14 protein-coding genes are annotated in these 16,973 nt (G+C 67.4%); 9 read left to right on the top strand and 5 right to left on the bottom strand.

Going from position 1 to position 16,973, the window contains the following annotated elements; translation table 11 throughout:
• Positions 1–279 precede the first annotated feature (279 nt).
• The 4 genes from ACCQ04_RS15840 to ACCQ04_RS15825 all read left to right on the top strand — a co-directional run bounded on the left by ACCQ04_RS15840 (position 280) and on the right by ACCQ04_RS15825 (position 5,200).
• Positions 280–1,455, top strand: a complete 1,176-nt coding sequence (locus tag ACCQ04_RS15840; RefSeq protein ID WP_024938168.1) for a phosphoglycerate kinase — start codon at positions 280–282, stop codon at positions 1,453–1,455.
• Positions 1,452–2,099 (top strand): HAD family hydrolase, encoded by a 648-nt coding sequence (locus ACCQ04_RS15835; protein ID WP_054592162.1) that lies wholly within the window; start codon positions 1,452–1,454, stop codon positions 2,097–2,099. The genes ACCQ04_RS15840 and ACCQ04_RS15835 overlap by 4 nt, the downstream gene beginning before the upstream one ends.
• A gap of 343 nt (positions 2,100–2,442) precedes the next feature.
• Positions 2,443–3,909, top strand: a complete 1,467-nt coding sequence (pyk, locus tag ACCQ04_RS15830) for a pyruvate kinase (protein ID WP_024938169.1) — start codon at positions 2,443–2,445, stop codon at positions 3,907–3,909.
• A 286-nt stretch (positions 3,910–4,195) separates the two neighbouring features.
• Complete coding sequence (locus ACCQ04_RS15825) at positions 4,196–5,200, top strand: class I fructose-bisphosphate aldolase (protein ID WP_016902277.1); 1,005 nt, start codon at positions 4,196–4,198, stop codon at positions 5,198–5,200.
• A 162-nt stretch (positions 5,201–5,362) separates the two neighbouring features.
• Here ACCQ04_RS15825 and ACCQ04_RS15820 read toward each other — a convergent pair whose 3' ends face one another.
• The 4 genes from ACCQ04_RS15820 to cobA form a co-directional block, all read right to left on the bottom strand.
• A complete protein-coding gene (locus ACCQ04_RS15820; RefSeq protein WP_024938170.1) occupies positions 5,363–5,902 on the bottom strand; it encodes an O-acetyl-ADP-ribose deacetylase in 540 nt (179 codons plus the stop codon).
• Positions 5,903–6,100: 198 nt separating this feature from the next.
• Positions 6,101–6,607 (bottom strand): methyltransferase family protein, encoded by a 507-nt coding sequence (locus tag ACCQ04_RS15815; protein ID WP_184608657.1) that lies wholly within the window; start codon positions 6,605–6,607, stop codon positions 6,101–6,103.
• Between the two features lie 240 nt (positions 6,608–6,847).
• Positions 6,848–7,807, bottom strand: coding sequence for a cysteine synthase A (gene cysK / locus ACCQ04_RS15810; RefSeq protein ID WP_016902280.1), 960 nt, complete (start codon positions 7,805–7,807; stop codon positions 6,848–6,850).
• A gap of 16 nt (positions 7,808–7,823) precedes the next feature.
• On the bottom strand, positions 7,824–9,029 hold the full coding sequence (cobA, locus tag ACCQ04_RS15805) for a uroporphyrinogen-III C-methyltransferase (RefSeq protein WP_226427381.1): 1,206 nt from the start codon (positions 9,027–9,029) through the stop codon (positions 7,824–7,826).
• 163 nt (positions 9,030–9,192) lie between these two features.
• On the opposite strand from cobA, the gene ACCQ04_RS15800 reads away from it, so the two are divergent.
• Positions 9,193–10,176 carry a LysR family transcriptional regulator gene (locus ACCQ04_RS15800; protein WP_024938173.1) on the top strand — a complete coding sequence of 328 codons (984 nt, stop codon included), beginning with the start codon at positions 9,193–9,195 and terminating at the stop codon, positions 10,174–10,176.
• Between the two features lie 279 nt (positions 10,177–10,455).
• Entirely contained in the window at positions 10,456–10,737 is a 282-nt protein-coding gene (locus ACCQ04_RS15795; RefSeq protein ID WP_226427380.1) for a hypothetical protein, read from the top strand.
• Between the two features lie 534 nt (positions 10,738–11,271).
• On the opposite strand, the gene ACCQ04_RS15790 is transcribed toward ACCQ04_RS15795, so the two are convergent.
• Entirely contained in the window at positions 11,272–12,468 is a 1,197-nt protein-coding gene (locus ACCQ04_RS15790) for a GAF domain-containing sensor histidine kinase (RefSeq protein WP_024938175.1), read from the bottom strand.
• Between the two features lie 293 nt (positions 12,469–12,761).
• Here ACCQ04_RS15790 and ACCQ04_RS15785 point away from each other — a divergent pair, with 293 nt between their 5' ends.
• The 3 genes from ACCQ04_RS15785 to ACCQ04_RS15775 all read left to right on the top strand — a co-directional run bounded on the left by ACCQ04_RS15785 (position 12,762) and on the right by ACCQ04_RS15775 (position 16,969).
• Positions 12,762–13,196, top strand: coding sequence for a DUF2946 family protein (locus ACCQ04_RS15785; RefSeq protein WP_226427379.1), 435 nt, complete (start codon positions 12,762–12,764; stop codon positions 13,194–13,196).
• Between the two features lie 195 nt (positions 13,197–13,391).
• Positions 13,392–15,395: a TonB-dependent receptor gene (locus ACCQ04_RS15780; RefSeq protein WP_226427569.1), complete on the top strand. Its 2,004-nt coding sequence runs from the start codon at positions 13,392–13,394 to the stop codon at positions 15,393–15,395.
• A complete protein-coding gene (locus tag ACCQ04_RS15775; protein WP_226427378.1) occupies positions 15,395–16,969 on the top strand; it encodes a PepSY-associated TM helix domain-containing protein in 1,575 nt (524 codons plus the stop codon). Before ACCQ04_RS15780 ends, ACCQ04_RS15775 begins: the two co-directional genes overlap by 1 nt.
• Positions 16,970–16,973: the final 4 nt, after the last annotated feature.

The raw sequence follows: 16,973 nt of genomic DNA, 5'->3' as shown, positions 1-16,973 counted from the left end.
TCCGACAATGGGCATCCCCCGTCGCCAAGGCAGCCGCATTGCCCGTCGTCTTCGACCGAGCATCCCCCGCATCGCCAGCCGTATGGGCAGCGACATGCGCGGCAGGCAAGCTGCAATCTCCGCGACCTGCACGCGGGCGCAACGCCAGCGTGCAACGGCTGCCCCAAGCCATCCATCCGCGCAGCGCCCAGGCATCGGCGCCACGTCTACCGGCTGCTTTTTCGATTCCCCAATCCCGATTCTCGATTCCCCAATCCCCAGACCTAGCGAGCTGACCCCATGTCCATCGTCCGCATGACCGACCTCGATCTCTCCGGCAAGCGCGTGCTGATCCGCCAGGATCTCAACGTGCCGATCGACAACGGCCAGATCACTTCCGAGCAGCGCATCACCGCCTCGGTGCCCACCATCAAGCTGGCGCTGGAAAAAGGCGCTGCGGTGATGGTCACCTCGCACCTGGGCCGGCCCAAGGAAGGCAGCTGGACCGAAGAAGATTCGCTGGCGCCGGTGGCCGCGCGCCTGACTGCGCTGCTGGGCGTGGACGTGCCGCTGGTGCGCGACTGGGTCGACGGCGTGGACGTCGCGCCGGGCCAGGTGGTGCTGCTGGAGAACTGCCGCATGAATGTCGGCGAGGGCAAGGACGACGAGGCGCTGGCACGCAAGTACGCGGCGCTGTGCGATGTGTTCGTCATGGACGCCTTCGGCACCGCGCATCGCGCGCAGGCCTCCACGCATGGGGTGATTCGCTTTGCGCCAGTGGCTGCCGGTGGTCCGCTGTTGATGGCCGAACTCGACGCGCTGGCCAAGGCGCTGGATAATCCGGCCAAGCCGCTGCTGGCGATCGTGGCCGGCAGCAAGGTGTCCACCAAGCTGGAGCTGTTGTCCAACCTGGTCAACAAGGTCGACCAGCTGATCGTCGGTGGCGGCATCGCCAACACCTTCATCGCCGCAGCCGGGCATGGCGTCGGCAAGTCGCTGAGCGAGCCGGATCTGATTCCCACCGCCAACCAGATCGTCGCCGATGCGAAGCTGCGCGGTGCGGAGATTCCGTTGCCCACCGATGTGGTCGTTGCCAAGCAGTTCCTGCCCGATGCCGAAGCGACGGTGAAGGCGCTCGACGCCGTGGAGGCCGACGACCTGATCCTGGACATTGGCCCCCAGACCGCCGCGCGCTACGCCGAGCTGATCGCCAGCGCCGGCACCGTGGTATGGAATGGGCCGGTCGGCGTATTCGAGTTCGAGCCCTTCAGTCACGGCACCGAGACGCTGGCGCGTGCGATTGCCAGCTCCAAGGCGTTCTCGATCGCCGGTGGTGGCGACACCCTGGCGGCCGTGGACAAGTACGACATTGCCAAGGACGTCACCTACATCTCCACCGGCGGCGGCGCCTTCCTGGAATTCCTGGAAGGCAAGACCTTGCCGGCGGTGGCCGCGCTCGAGGCGCGCGGCAAGTGAGTGCAGCCACGCTGTTCTTCGATCTGGACGGCACCCTGGTCGATTCGGAGCCGGGCATCGTCGCCAGCATCGTGCATGCCTTTGACGCGGTGGGCCAGCCGCGTCCGTCGCCGCAGACCCTGCGCGCGTGGATCGGCCCGCCGCTGCGCGACAGCTTCACCGACTGCTTTCCCGACGATCCGGAGCTGGTGCAGCGCGCACTGGCGGCGTATCGCGGGCGTTACGACGCGGTCGGCTGGACCGAACTGAGCGTGTTCGACGGTATCGGTGAGGTCGTCGTCGACCTGCACCGCGCCGGCCATCGCCTGGCGGTGGTGACCTCCAAGAACGAGCGCTACGCGCGCCGCATCGTCGAGCATCTCCCGTTCGGGGCCTGCTTCGAGAACGTGATCGGGGCCAGCGAAGACGGCGAACGCCGCTTCAAGCCGGACCTGATCGCCGAAGCGCTGCGGCGGCTGGACATCGCCAAGACCGGTTGCGTGATGATCGGCGACCGTCGGATGGACATCGATGGCGCCAACCACCACGGCATCCACAGCATCGGCGTGTTGTGGGGATTCGGCGACGAAGCCGAGCTGCGTGCCGCCGGTGCCGGCGCGATCGCGCACACGCCTGCCGGGTTGCGCGCCTTGATCCAGTCGTAGGAGTGACAAACAGAGCAGCTGCGCGCATCGCCAGGCGAGCGCAGCCGGCGCTCGTCGTTGGGTGGCAGCACGCAGATGCGGTGAGGGTCTTGCAGCATCCGCGCTGCGACGACCGCTCGCCGTCATCCGACCGCCGCTGCAACCCGTAGGGCCTTCACCGCTGCCGCGTTAGGGTGGCAGCCCACAGCAACATCCCGCGGTGCGTCAGCGCGCTGCGGAAAGCGTACGTACTGTCCCGCACTGTCTTTAGGACATGCCGGAATACGAGGGTGGCTATGCCGCAATGCCATCCTCGGTAGGTGACGCGTGTGTTAAGTTTCGCGGCTTTTACAGGGAGGCCATCATGAAAGAACGTCAACGCCGCACCAAGATCCTCGCCACGCTCGGACCGGCGACGGATCCGCCCGGTGTGCTGGAAGCCTTGTTCAAGGCGGGCGTCAACGTGGTGCGCCTCAACTTCAGCCATGGCGACCCGTCCGGCCAGGCCAAGCGCGCGGCCGAAGTGCGCGCAGCTGCCGTGCGCGTCGGTGCCGAAGTCGGCATCCTGGCCGACCTGCCGGGCCCGAAGATCCGCGTCGAACGCTTTGCCGAAGGCAAGGTCAAGCTGACCACCGGCGAGCGTTTCGACCTGGTGGCCGACCCCAATGCACCTGCCGGCGACCAGCACCAGGTCGGCGTCAGCTACCTCGGCCTGCCGCAGGACGTGGCCGCCGGCGACGTGCTGCTGCTGGACGATGGCCTGGTGCAGCTGCAGGTGGCCGAAGTGCAGGGGCAGCGCATCGTCACCACCGTGCTCAACGACGGCGTGCTGTCCGATCGCAAGGGCCTGAACAAGCAGGGCGGCGGCCTGTCGCTGGGCGCGCTGACCGAGCGCGACAAGGAGCTGATCGGCATCGTCGCCAAGATCGGCGTGGACTTCATCGCGGTGTCGTTCTGCCGCAACGCCGAAGACATGAATGACGCGCGCCGTATCGCGCGTCAGCACGGCTGCGATGCCGCGCTGGTGTCCAAGATCGAGCGCACCGAAGCGATCGAGAACCTGGTCGAGATCGTTGAAGCCTCCGACGTGGTGATGGTGGCGCGTGGCGATCTGGGCGTGGAAATCGGCGATGCCGAATTGCCGGGCCTGCAGAAGAAGATCATCCGCGAGTCGCTGGCGCAGAACAAAGTGGTGATCACCGCCACGCAGATGCTGCAGTCGATGGTGGAAAGCCCGATCCCGACCCGCGCCGAAGTGCTGGACGTGGCCAATGCGGTCATCGACGGTACCGACGCGGTGATGCTCTCGGCCGAAACCGCAGCCGGCGCCTACCCGGTGCGTGCGGTGGAAGCGATGGCGCGCATCTGTCTGGGCGCCGAGCGCCAGTTCGAGTTCGACACCGACTTCGAAGCGGCGCAACGCAATCTGCAGCGCGCCGACCAGGCGATCGCGATGGCGACCATGTTCCTGTCCGAGCACATCGGTCTGGCTGGCGTGGTCGCGTTGACCGAGTCCGGCGGCACGCCGCGGTATCTGTCGCGCTTCCGTTCCAACATGCCGATCTACGCCTTCACCCGTCACGATGGCGCGCGCCGCCACATGGCGATGATGCGTGGCGTGTTCCCGATCAGCTTCGACAGCCGCGGCCTGACCCCGCGTGAAGCCGCACGTGCGGCGATCCGCTTGCTGGTGGAGAACGAGCGCATGGGACCTGGCGACCGCGTGGTGTTCACCAGCGGCGAGCATATGGAAACCCACGGCGCCACCAACACGCTGCGTCTGCTGGAAGTGGGCGAAGACGGCCGCGCCAGCGGCCTGGGCGAGCTGTAACGCCAGGCTGCGCAGCGCGTGTGTCGTAGGTTGACGCGCGCTGCATCCACATCGTTGCGTACAGACACAGCGGCGGCCTGCGGGTCGCCGTTGTGCTGTGCGGGACAGGGTCTGCGGTGCGGTGCGCCCGCGGAGCGCGCAGCCCGCAACGCGCATCACGCTGCGAGCCGCGCCACACATCCGCCATGCCGGACACGTGTAATCGGTTGCAGGCATTCCGTGAAGGAATGTCTGCAACTTTCGTCGCTATACTTTCGTTCTCCCCCGCAGCTGCCACAGGAACTACATGAGCATCGAACAGCTTGCCGAAACCGCCCAGGCCATGGTCGCCCCGGGCAAGGGCATCATCGCCATCGACGAATCGACCAGCACGATCGCCAAGCGTTTTGCCAGCGTCGGCATCGAGAACATCGAAGAAAACCGTCGCGCCTACCGCGAACTGCTGCTGACCACGCCCAAGCTGAGCGACTACATCTCCGGCGCGATCCTGTTCGACGAGACCATCCGTCAGAAGACCAAGGACGGCGTGCCGTTCGCCGAATACATGACCGCCCACGGCATCATCCCGGGCATCAAGGTCGACAAGGGTGCGCAGCCGCTGGCCGGCATGCCGGGCGAGCTGGTCACCGAAGGCCTGGACGGGCTGCGCGCGCGTCTGGAGGAGTACTACACGCTGGGCGCACGCTTCGCCAAGTGGCGTGCGGTCATCAACATCGGTGAGGACATCCCGTCCGGCACCTGCATCGAGGCCAACTCGCATGCGCTGGCGCGTTATGCCGCGCTGTGCCAGGAGCAGGGCCTGGTGCCGATGGTCGAGCCGGAAGTGATCATGGACGGCAACCACGACATCGAGACCTGCTACGAGGTCACCGAAGCCACGCTGCGTTCGCTGTTCGGCGCACTGTATGAGCAGAATGTCGTGCTCGAAGGCACCATCCTGAAGGCCTCGATGGTCATCTCCGGCAAGGGCTGCGAAGAGCAGGCCAGCGTCGAGGAAGTGGCCGAGTCCACCGTGATGTGCCTGAAGTCGACCGTGCCGGCGATCCTGCCGGGCATCGTGTTCCTGTCCGGCGGCCAGACCGACGAGCAGTCCACCGCGCACCTCAACGAGATGCACCAGCTCGGCAACCTGCCGTGGCCGCTGAGCTTCTCGTACGGCCGCGCGATGCAGCAGGCTGCACTGAAGCTGTGGGCCAAGGACATGACCGGCAACTTCGCCAAGGCGCAGCAGGTCATCTATGAGCGCGCCAAGGAAAACGGCCTGGCCGCGCTGGGCAAGTGGAAGGGTTGATCGGCATGCCGGCCGCTTCATGGCCGGAGCACACTTAGCGAAAACGCCGGCAGCGATGCCGGCGTTTTTGTTTGTGTGGGTTGCCCCGCGCCCGCATGACTTTCCAAATGCAACGAGCGCCTTGCAGCGCTCGTCATCTCCAACCTCTGCCTTGCACAGGCGTCAGGCGGCAGCGGTTTCCTGCGCAGCCAGCGCCTGCTGGTAGGCCTTGAACGTGGCCTCGTTGTAGGCCACCAGCACGATGTGCTTGGGCACCTTGTGCGAGCGCTGCCAGTCGCGCGTTTCGGTCACGGCGATGCGCGCGGCCTGGTACAGCGGATAGCCATAGATGCCGCAGCTGATGGCCGGGAATGCGATCGAATGCAGCATCATCTGCTCGGCCAGCTTCAACGACTGCCAGTAGCAGTTGGCCAGTTGCTCCGGCTCGTTGTGCTTGCCGTCGCGCCACACCGGGCCGACGGTATGGAAGACGTGGCGCGCCTTGAGATCGAACCCGTCGGTGATGCGGATTTCGCCGGTGGGGCAACGCACGCCAGGACGCACCTGCGGCAATGCCTCGCAGGCCTGCAGCAGGCGCGGGCCGGCAGCGCGGTGGATGGCGCCATCCACGCCGCCACCGCCCAGCAGTGATTCGTTGGCGGCGTTGACGATGACGTCAACGTCGAGTTCGGTGATGTCGCCTTGCCAGACTTCGATCTTCATGGCGAGATAATTATGTGATTTGCATGAGGAACGCGTGATGGGGCGCGCGTTGCGGAACAGGCACGCTAGCGCCCATTCATCTCATCTGCTGCGATTGCCGGGAACGGCTGTGGCGGTCGTGCGGCGGAAGCATGCGAACCCGCAAGCTGCGATCAATCCGCTCAATCGCCGAGCAGCGATGTCGCCACGATTGGCGACTTACAGCCAGCGCCGCACGCGTGCGCAATAGGCGCTGTATTGGCGGCCGAATTCGTTGCGCAGACGCGCCTCTTCGAATGGAATCACATACCGCTGCAGGGCCAGCCAGGGCAGCGGCAGCAAGACGACTGCCCACAGCAGGCCTAGCTGCAGGCACAGGCCCACATAGCTGAGCACCAGCGCCAGGTACATCGGGTTGCGGGTGAAGCGATACGGGCCATCGAGTACCAGCCGTGAGGGATGGCCGCTGGGCATGATGGTGGTGCGCCGACGCGCGAACAGGATGAAGCAGCTCACTGCCAGCGCCAGGCCGAGACAGGCGATCATGCCGCCGGCCAGCTCGATCCAGGCCAGTGGCGTCGGTGCAGGCAATGGCAGCTGCAGTGCGCTCTGCAGCCAGGCGCCCACGCCCAGGGCAAGCGCGAAGTGCGCAGGCGAGGTGATCTTGACCAGCCATGGCGCCCGCCACACGCGGGTGTCGCTGTATCCATACGGCCGGTTGCTCACGACGGTTCTCCCTGTGTCGGTCGCCATCCTAACGTTTCCTTGACGCGGAGGGGAGTATGCGCACGCCGGAGTCCGCCGCACGCGAACGAAAATCCACGCAGGCGTAGTGCCGCGACGTTGGCATGTTCGCGCCGGCACGCGGGAGCACACCGGGCAGCTGCGCAATGACTGGACGACCACAAACACACAGGCCGCGCTGTGGGCGCGGCCTGTGCGTACAAACCAACGCTGTGTGATCGGTCAGGGCAGACCGGCCAGCCAGTCGTCGTCGGAGCCTTCGTTGATGTCGGCAAACAGCGGCGTGGAGAAATAGCGCTCGCCGGTATCCGGCAGCATCGCCAGCACGACCGCACCGGGCACCGCGCTTTCGGCCACGCGCAAGGCGGTGGCGACGGTGGCACCGCCGGAGATGCCGGTGAAGATGCCTTCTTCGGCGGCCAGGCGGCGCGCCACGCTGATCGCGTCGGTGTCTTCCACGCTGAGCACTTCGTGGGCGACCTCGCGGTTGAGCACCTCCGGCACGAAGTCCGGTGTCCAGCCCTGGATCTTGTGCGGCTTCCAGTCCTGGCCCTGCAATAGCGCAGCGCCGGCCGGTTCGGTGGCGGTGATGCGCACTTCCGGGCGGGCCACGCGCAACACTTCACCCACGCCGGTGAGCGTGCCGCCGGTGCCCCAGCCGGTGACAAAATGATCCAGCCGGTGGCCGGCGAAGTCGCGCAGGATTTCGGCCGCGGTGGTGTTGCGGTGATAGGCCGGATTGGCCGGGTTGGCGAACTGGCTGGCCAGGAACCAGCCATGCTGCTCGGCCAGCTCCCTGGCCTTGCGCACCATGCCGCTGCCGCGCTCGGCCGCCGGGGTCAGGATCACCTTGGCGCCGTAGGCGCGCATCAGCTTGCGGCGCTCGATCGAGAAGGTTTCCACCATGGTGGCGACGAACTTGTAGCCGCGCGCGGCGGCCACCATCGCCAGCGCCACACCGGTATTGCCGGAGGTGGCTTCGACAATGGTGTCGCCGGGCTTGAGCAGGCCGCGTTGTTCGGCATCAAGGATGATCGCCAGCGCCAGGCGGTCCTTGACCGAGCCGCCCGGATTGAACGACTCGACCTTGACGTACAGGGTCACGTGCTCGGGCGCGAGCCGGTTGAGTTTGACCACCGGGGTGCGGCCGATGGTGTCGAGGATGTTGTCGTACAGGGCCATGGGGTCTCCGTCGGAATCAGGCTGCGTGGGCGAGTGTGAGCGCGTCGGGCGTTGCGATGGGTGAGTGCGGGGGCGGCTGCGCGGTCAGTGGCGCTGCGCCGAACCAGTGCAGGCTGGCGGCCAGCCCGGCGACCTCGCCCAGGATCAGCAACGCCGGGGCGCGCACGGCGTGCTGCTGCGCGGTGGCGGCCAGGCTGGCGAGGGTGCCGGTGATCACGCGTTGCTGCGGGCGCGAGCCGTTTTCCACCAGCGCGAACGGGGTGGTGGGTGCGCGGCCGGCCTGCAGCAGGCGTTGCTGGATGCCGTCCAGGCCGGCCACGCCCATGTAGAACGCCAGGGTCTGGCGTTCCTGGCCAAGCGCCTGCCAGTCCAGCGTGTCCAGCGAATCCTTGCAGTGCGCGGTGATCAGCCGCAGCGATTGCGCATGGTCGCGGTGGGTGAGCGGAATGCCGGCATAGGCGGCGCAGGCGATCGCGGCGGTGATGCCGGGAATGACCTGGAAGCCGATGCCGTGCGCACGCAGGAATTCCAGCTCTTCGCCGCCGCGGCCGAACACGAACGGGTCGCCGCCCTTGAGCCGCACCACGCGGCGACCGGCGCGCGCGTGCTCGCGCATCAGGGCGTGGATCTGCTCCTGGCGCGTGCTGTGGCCCTGGGCGGCCTTGCCGACTTCCACGCGCAGTGCGTTGCGCCGGGCCAGTTGCAGGATCTGCGGGCTGACCAGGCGATCGTAGAGCAGCACATCGGCCTGACGCAGCGCGCGCACGGCATGCCGGGTGAGCAGGCCGGGGTCGCCGGGGCCGGCACCGACCAGGGTCACGCTGCCGGGGGAGAGCCGGCCGACCGCGGTGCGCGGCATCGGAGGCTGTGCAGGTGGCGCTGCCGACGCGGCGGGCGTGGCGTCGTGGGTAAGCAGGCGGCGTGCGCTGGCCGCAGTGCGCAAGGCATCGTTGAGGTCCGGCGCGTTGCTGGCGGCGATGGTGAGCCAGACCGGTTGATCGGGCAGCTCCAGCCATGCCGGCTCGAACCGTCCCACCAGCCAACGCAGCCGCCCGGCCTGCGCCCAGTCGCGCAGTTGCGGGCTCAATTCCGGCGCGCCGACCAAGGGCACGGCACCGGCCTGCAGCAGCGCGGAGGTGGCGTGCTCGGCCTCGGCGCCGCCGCCGATCACCAGGACGGCACGGCCACGCAGGTCGGCAAGAAGCGGGAACACAGAGGGCACGGCCAGCGCATCGAGAGGGGAGGGCCAGACCGTAACGCCGGCATATAGCGGTCGGAAATGACTTCATACACCCTGAAAATAGCGTTCGGTTATAAGCTGGCCCGCAGAACTCCTCTACAGTCGAGTCCTTCGTGGCGCCTCGCGCTTTTTTGGATATAAGCCCATGACGCTGACCCAACTTCGCTATCTGGTCGCCATCGCCGATGCCGAGCTCAACATCACGCTCGCCGCCGCGCGTGTGCATGCGACCCAGCCCGGCCTGTCCAAGCAGCTCAAGCAGCTGGAGGACGAACTGGGCTTTCTGCTGTTCGTGCGCAAGGGGCGCAGCCTGGATGCGGTGACGCCGGCCGGCGTGGAAGTGATCGAGCGCGCGCGCTCGGTGCTGTCGGAAGCCAACAACATCCGCACCTACGCGGCCAACCAGCGCCGCGAGAGCCAGGGCCAGCTGACCCTGACCACCACCCACACCCAGGCACGCTTCGTGCTGCCGCCGGCGGTGGCGCAGATCAAGCATGCCTATCCACAGGTCAGCGTGCATCTGCAGCAGGCCGCCGAAAGTGCGGCGCTGGATCTGCTCAGCCAGGGCGATGCGGATATCGCAGTGGTCAGCACCGCCGGCGGCGAACCGAGCGCCGGCATCGCGGTGCCGCTGTATCGCTGGCGCCGGCTGGTGATCGTGCCGCGCGGCCATGCGCTGGATCAGGCGCGCACCGCGCCGGACATGCAGGCCTTGTCGCAGCACCCGTTGATCAGCTACGAATCCTCCACGCGGCCGGGCTCGTCGCTGCAGCGCGCATTCGCCCAGGTCGGGCTGGAGCCCAGCATCGCGCTGACCGCGCTGGATGCAGACCTGATCAAGACCTATGTGCGTGCCGGGCTGGGCGTCGGGCTGGTGGCGGAGATGGCGGTCAGCGCCAGCGACGAGGACCTGCGCGCCTGGCCGGCACCGGCGCCGATCGCCGAGTGCATCGCCTGGGCAGTGCTGCCGCGCGACCGCGTGCTGCGTGACTACGCCCTGGACCTGGTGCACGTGCTGGCGCCGCAGATCGACAAGCGCGACCTGCGGCGCGTGCTGGACGGCAACCAGGCCCCGGCCTGGCCGCTGCCGCCGACCTGGGAATCGCTGACCCAGACCATTACCAGCTGAGCTGCCTGCCGAAGATTGCAGCGCGCCTCGAGCACGCTTGCTCACGAGGTCTGCTGTGTCCGGGGGAATGCTTCGGTCGCTAAGGGGCGTCTGCACGCGTATCGGCATGGGACACGCCGCAAGTACGTCCACGTAGCAACCGTGCAGCTGCGTCATGCTGGCGGTCAGTGTGCGGAATCGATGACGACTGTCCGTACACTGCGACCTGCGCGCCGGGCGTACCGATTCCGCTTGGCTGCGCGCGCGGTCCCTGTTCGCCACTGTGAGGCACTGCCACCGATGACCGAGCCACTGCGTCCACCCCTCAGCCGGCTGTGGTCGCCCGACCAGGACGGCGGCATGGCCTTGCAGCTGTCGGCACGCGTCGAGGGCCGCGAGCATGCGGTACTGACGGTGCTGGCCGATCCCCGGGACGAATCGTTGTGGGTGGAACTGCAGGCCGATGGCACCCAGATGCAGATTCCGCTGGCGGTGCTGCGCCAGCTGCTGGAGGTTGCGGCGGAAGAGGTGCATTCGGCGGACTGGTTCGCGCGCCAGGATGCGGCTGATTCCGGGTTCTGAGACAGCCTGCGAACGCACATCGGAATGCTGCGCTGCAGCGTCCGCTTTCTAGAAAACCTTTCTTCTATCAATCACTTGGGAAGTGGCGCGCGCTCGCCAAAATGCGCGCTGTCGGTGATTCTCCCTACAGCTGTCAGGGCCGTGGCGGCGGGGTGGTCTGGTCGCATCAAGTTGCGCCCTGCGCTGTCGTAAATCCTTATAGCAACCATCACGCGACACTCTCGGACGTCTAGGGGTGGACGGCGCAGGACCGGCGATGCGGCACATCGCATCGCTGGTTTGTCTGTCGGTGTCGCCAAGCGGTTGCTAGCGCTGTCGCACCACCGTTACGCGAGGCTGCGCAATGGAGCGACTGGCGCACCCGGGTCCCTGGGGAGAGACCTGGCGTGCTTGGCGGCGGATCCGGGTCGGGAGCCCGGGTCCGCCTTTTTTTGCGTGGCATCGGCTGCATGGCATTGCCGGTCTGCGCAATGCCGGCAAGCAGCGCCCACCTGCTGCGCTGACTCGGTCTGGCCCGGCGCTACCGAGCGGTGGTCAGGCCAGCGGGATGCGTACCGAAAAGCAGGTGCCGCCGCCCGGGCGTGGGCGCACATCCACTTCGCAGCCCAGGGTCTCGGCGGTGCGGTGCACGATCCACAGGCCGATGCCCAGCCCGTCGCTGCGCGGGTCGGCCTGGCGGAAGGCCTGGAACACCTGTTCGGGGTGGTCCAGGTTCAGGCCGATGCCGCTGTCGATGATTTCCACCACCGCATGGCCGGGACGACGCCGGACGCCGACCAGCACGCGTCCGCGTTCGGTGTACTTGACCGCGTTGCCGATCAGATTGCCGAGCAAGGTGGTCAGCAGCGTGGGATGGCTGCGCACGCGTAGCGAGGTGGGCACGTGGCGCAAGGCCAGGCACTTGTCGATCGCCGGTTGCCGCCACACACCCAGCACCGAATGCAGCACATCTTCCAGCGCCAGCGGCTGCAGGTCCGGCGTGGCGGTCTCGCTGGCGGCCGCCAGGGTGGCCAGCTCGTCGAGGTTGCGCGCCACCAGATTGATCGCATCGCGCGCGGTGACCAGGGTCGGCACCGAATCGACATTGGCATGCCGGCGCATCTTGTCGATGGCGTAGGCGGCGGTGCGCAGCGGGGTCTTCAGGTCGTGCCCGGCGATGGCCATCAGGCGACTGCGGTAGCGGTCGGATTCTTCGGCCACCTGCAGCGCGCGGCGCAGTTCCAGCTGTGCCATGGTCTGGCGTGCGAGTGCGCGCAGCGCATCGACCTGTTCGGCACTGAGCTGGCGCGGCTGGCGGTCGAGCACGCAAACCGTGCCCAGCGGCAGACCTTCGCTGGTCTTGAGCACGGCGCCGGCATAGAAATGCAACGGCGCCTCGCCGGTCACCAACGGATTGCGCGCGAAGCGGACGTCCTCGCGGGTGTCCGGCACCACCAGCACGTCGCTGTCGAGCAGCGCATGCGCGCACATCGACTTGAACAGCGGCGTCTCGCGCTCGCCCATGCCGCGTTCGCTCTTGAACCACTGCCGCTCGGCATCCACCAGGCTGATCAGCGCGATCGGCGTCTGGCAGATGATCGAGGCCAGCCTGGTGATGTCTTCGAAGGCGGCCTCGCGCGGCGTGTCGAGAATGCCGTAACTGCGCAGCGCCTGAAGGCGCAATGCCTCGCTCGGCGGCTTGGCAGCACAGGGAAGGGGCTCGGCCGCTGGGTCGGACAGGACGGTGCTCATGCGCGCGCAGGTGGATGGATGACGTATAAGCATAGGGCATGCCAGGGCCTGCCATGTGCGCGCTGTCACGTCCACTGCTGGAACTGTGACTACCGACCTCGACAACGGCGGTGCATCGACCCTTCAGGGCTTCGTCTGTACTCGCGTCTGCGCGCCTGCAGGGTGCCTGATCGGCAGATTCCGCCACTGCTCAGCCTGGCGGGCAAGGCGGCCGTTGCCGACGGGTGCGACATGCGGTCGCGCACCGGCCGCCACCATCGCCCCTGCGGCATGCGGCGGCTTACACTCGCGCAATGCCTTCGCTCCGCCGCCACCCTTGCCTGCACTTGCTTGCCTGTCTGGCGGTGCTGCTGATGCTGGTGGCGCCGCTGGTCAGCCGTTGGAGCCAGGCGCAGTCGCCCGAGCCGATGTGCATGAGCGGGCCGGCGCTGGACACGGGCGGTTCGCTGCGTGCGGACCATCAGGCCCTGCCGGCGCAGACGGCCGCGCACCATCACGCCGCCGCTGCATCGCCCGCCAAGCCGGACACCGGCCAACACGCAGGCGCGCATGGTGAAGCCTGCGATTACTGCGTGCTGGCCGCGCGCCTGCTGCCGTGGCTGGCCTTGCTGGTGCTGTGCCTGCTGCAAGCGCGGCCGGCGCCGGCGCCGGTGCACAGGCAGGTGCGCGCAGCATCGATACTGCGCTGGGCCGCACTCGGGGCACGTGGGCCGCCGCTACACGCGTGAGTCTGGCCCCATCGCGGGCGTCCGTTGCGTTGTAGCGATTGCGTGCCTGATCTTCCGGCGCGCCTGCATGCAGTTGCGTGGACGACCCGCTCTCCTGAAGTGATGCCTGTGCCCGCTGTGTTGCCGCGGCGCACGGCGGTGTTGCCGTGCCGGCACGGCGAAGGGTTGGTCATGCGGTTGCGATTATTGAAAACGCTGTGGTACGCGCCATCGTTGGCGCTGGTGTGGGGGCCTGCCTGCACTGTGCAGGCGCAGGATGCGGCATTGACCCTGGGCAAGGTGCAGGTGAGCGCGCAACCCCAGCGCAGCCCGAGCACGGCACGCGTGCTGAGTTCGGTGGATGTGATCGGTGGCGAGCTGCTGCACGATCAGCACGTGGACTACAGCTGGGAGCTGTTGATGCGTGCGCCGGGCGTGCAGGTCACCCAGTTCCGCATGGGCACCGATGCGGGGCGGTTCTCGTTCCGTGGTTTCAATGGCGAGGGGCGCATCAATGCGGTGAAGCTGCTGATCGACGGCATCCCCAGCAACGACAATGCCGGCGGCATGCCATATCTGGATGCGGTGTTTGCGCAGGACATCAGCGCGATCGAGATCGTGCGCGGCACCAACGATGCACGCTACGGTCTGCATGCGATCGCCGGCAGCGTGGATGTGCTGACCCGTACCGGCGGCAACGATGGCCGCCTGAGCGTGACGGCGGGCAGTTTCGGTGCGCGCGAGGTGCAGTTGGGCAAGGGCTTCGAACATGGCGCATGGAGCCAGAACTATGTGCTGGCCTGGCGCGATTCCGATGGTTATCGCGAACACGCCGACGCGCGCAAACGCAGCGTGGCCGGCAAGTGGTTCTATACCGACCCCGATGGCGGCTTCCGTGCCGGGCTCACCACGCGTTACTACGACAATCACGCGCTGGAAGCCGGTTATCTGGATGCGGCCAGCGCACGCGCGGCGCCACGCAGTTCGCCGGCGTATGCGCAGGACGATCGCAGCGAACGCCAGCTGCGGCAGACCGCGTTGCACGCGGACGGCACGCTGGGCGCCGCTGCGCAGTGGAGCGCCAAGGCCTACCAGAACGATTACCGCAATCGGCGCTGGGTGCGCTTTTCCGCAGCCGGCCTGCAGCAGGAACGCGATACCGACGAGACCCATCGCGGCCTGCTGTTGCGCGGCAACTGGCAGCCGGATTGGGGCGCGCTGGCGGCCAATCTGGAAGCCGGCGTGGATGCGCAGTGGCAGTACAACCAGTCGCAGCGCTACCGCACCGTGGCACGGGTGCGCGGCGCGCAATTGCGCGATTGGGATTACGACCTGCGCACGCGCGGGGCCTACGTACAGGCGGTGCTGACCCCGGTCGAGCGGCTGCAGCTGGTGCCGGGCTATCGCATCGACCGTGTCGATGGGCAGCTGCACGATGTGCGTGCCGGCATTTACGCACCGACGTACGACTACGGCACCATCAAGCAGCCCAAGTTCAGTGCCAGCTACCGGCTGGCCGGGCAGAGCAGCGTGTACGCGAACTGGGGGCGCAGCTTCCAGATCGGCAGCGGCGATGGCGCGTACCGGCGCCAGCCGGCAAATCTCGGCCCGTCGATCAACGACGGCTGGGAGGCCGGGTTCAAGTTCGCGCCATCGGCTCTGATGGACGGCCGCCTGGCGTATTGGGAGCAACGCGCCTCCGGCGAAGTCGCCACGATCCTGGGCGTCAATGGCGTGGCCGGTGTCGGCGATGTGGCCAACGTGGGGCGCACGCTGCGGCGCGGCTGGGATGCGCAACTGAACCTGCAGCCGGCCGAGCACTGGCGGGCCTGGATGTCGTACTCGCGGCAGAAGGCCAGCATCGCCACGCCGGACCCGAGTGCGCCGGCCACGCGCGGCAAGGAGATCGAAAACGTGCCGCATTGGCTGGCCACCGCCGGGCTGGAATGGCAGCTCACTACGGCGGTGCAGCTGAGCGCCTGGGGCAATGCGCAAGGCGATTATTATCTGGAGCGCAGCAATACGCTGGGGCGCACCGGTGGCTACGCCCTGCTCAATCTGGGCGCGCGCTGGAACCTGGATGCACGCAATGCGCTCAGCCTGCAGCTGCGCAATGTCACCGATCGCGCGTACGTGTATGCGTGGTACGACACCGGTAGTTCCGGCTATTCGCCGGGCGATGGACGTGCGTTGTCGCTGTCCTGGGACTGGAGCTTCTGATGCGCGCAATCATGGGCGATGGCCGCGTCACCGATCCGCGCCGGAATGGCCGCTGGCGCTTTTATCGCGCGGTGTGGCGTTGGCACTTCTATGCCGGGTTGCTGGTCCTGCCCTTCATCGTCTGGCTGGCGCTGACCGGTGCGGCGTTCCTGTACCAGGATGCGATCGACCGCAGCGTGCACCATGGCTTGAAGGTGGTGCCGGTGGGCGAGCTGCGGGTGTCTGCGCAACGCCTGGTCGATGCGGCGCAGCGCAGATACGGCGGCAGCTTGTTTCGTTACACCACGCCCACACGCGCCGATGCCAGTGCCGAGATCGGGCTGGTCGACACGCACGGTGTGCGGCAGGTGGTGTATGTCGACCCGTATCGCGCACGCGTGCTCGGCGTGCTGCCCGAGCACGGCACCCTGGCCTGGACGATTCGCCGGCTGCACAGTCTCGAGTTGATCGGGCCGTTTGCGCGCGGCCTGATCGAAATGGCGGCGGGCTGGGCGATCGTGCTGGTTCTGACTGGTGTGTATCTGTGGTGGCCGCGTGGGCGCCGCGGCGGGGTGGTCAGCGTGCGCGGCACGCCGGGGCAGCGGCTGTTCTGGCGCGATCTGCATGCGGTCACCGGTGCCGGCGTCGGTGCAGTGTTGCTGTTCCTGGCGCTGACCGGGATGCCGTGGTCGTGGCTGTGGGGCGCGCAGGTCAATCGCTGGGTCAACGGGCAGGACTTCGGATATCCGGCCGGTGTGCGGGTGCAGCAGCCGATGTCGCAACAGCGTTTGTCCGAGACGACCGATCCGGCGTGGTCGTTGCGGCAGGCGCAGGTGCCGGAGTCTGTGGTGCCTGGGCGGGGAACCGCGGGGGTGGATGAGGGGCTGCATGACGGGCGGGTGGGTGTGACGCTGTCGGGTGCGGAACATTCAGAACATTCAGAACATTCAGAACATTCGGAACACGCGGAACACGCGGAACACGCGGAACAGCCAAGCCGGTCAGAACATGCGGTGCAGTCGGAACATGCCGCACACGGCGGCACCGGCAACGTCGCTGCGCCCGGTCACGGTGCCATCGGGCTGGATGCGGCGATGGCGCAGTTCGATGCGCTCGGCATCGTGCCGGGCTATAGCGTCTCGCCACCGCGTGGCGCCACCGGGGTGTATACCGCCTCGGTCTATCCGGCCGACCTGCAGCGCCAGCGCGTGATCCATCTGGATCAGTACAGCGGTACGGTGCTGCTGGACATGCGCTATCGCGATTACGGGCCAGTGGGGCGCGCGCTGGAGTGGGGCATCAATGTGCATCTGGGCCAGCAATACGGCACTGCCAATCAGGTGATCCTGTTGCTGGCCTGCGCGGCGATCGTGCTGCTGTGCGTGAGCGCGGCGGTGATGTGGTGGAAGCGTCGTCCGGTCGGCGGCCTGGGCGTGCCGCCGTTGCCTGCCGATCCGCGCACGCTGCGCGGTCTGCTGGCGCTGCTGGTGATCTGCGGGCTGATCTTCCCGCTGGTCGGGGTGTCGTTGTTGCTGATGTGGCTGTTCGACCGCTACTGGATGCAGCGCAGTCAGGCACGTGTTCCCGCGGCATGAGTAC

Origin of the sequence: Xanthomonas sp. NCPPB 2866, from assembly GCF_041475745.2 — a bacterium.
Taxonomy (GTDB): Bacteria; Pseudomonadota; Gammaproteobacteria; order Xanthomonadales; family Xanthomonadaceae; genus Xanthomonas; species Xanthomonas arboricola.
Note: the sequence above shows the minus strand (reverse complement) of the source record. Positions and strands in the feature narration are given on the sequence as shown.

What these genes read in the sequence shown, in the direction of transcription:
- ACCQ04_RS15840 (WP_024938168.1), top strand. Translation starts at nt 280, where the DNA reads ATGTCCATCGTCCGCATGACCGACCTCGATCTCTCCGGCAAGCGCGTG.
- pyk (WP_024938169.1), top strand. Translation starts at nt 2,443, where the DNA reads ATGAAAGAACGTCAACGCCGCACCAAGATCCTCGCCACGCTCGGACCG.
- ACCQ04_RS15825 (WP_016902277.1), top strand. Translation starts at nt 4,196, where the DNA reads ATGAGCATCGAACAGCTTGCCGAAACCGCCCAGGCCATGGTCGCCCCG.
- ACCQ04_RS15820 (WP_024938170.1), bottom strand. Translation starts at nt 5,902, where the DNA reads ATGAAGATCGAAGTCTGGCAAGGCGACATCACCGAACTCGACGTTGAC.
- cysK (WP_016902280.1), bottom strand. Translation starts at nt 7,807, where the DNA reads ATGGCCCTGTACGACAACATCCTCGACACCATCGGCCGCACCCCGGTG.
- ACCQ04_RS15800 (WP_024938173.1), top strand. Translation starts at nt 9,193, where the DNA reads ATGACGCTGACCCAACTTCGCTATCTGGTCGCCATCGCCGATGCCGAG.
- ACCQ04_RS15795 (WP_226427380.1), top strand. Translation starts at nt 10,456, where the DNA reads ATGACCGAGCCACTGCGTCCACCCCTCAGCCGGCTGTGGTCGCCCGAC.
- ACCQ04_RS15790 (WP_024938175.1), bottom strand. Translation starts at nt 12,468, where the DNA reads ATGAGCACCGTCCTGTCCGACCCAGCGGCCGAGCCCCTTCCCTGTGCT.
- ACCQ04_RS15785 (WP_226427379.1), top strand. Translation starts at nt 12,762, where the DNA reads ATGCCTTCGCTCCGCCGCCACCCTTGCCTGCACTTGCTTGCCTGTCTG.
- ACCQ04_RS15775 (WP_226427378.1), top strand. Translation starts at nt 15,395, where the DNA reads ATGCGCGCAATCATGGGCGATGGCCGCGTCACCGATCCGCGCCGGAAT.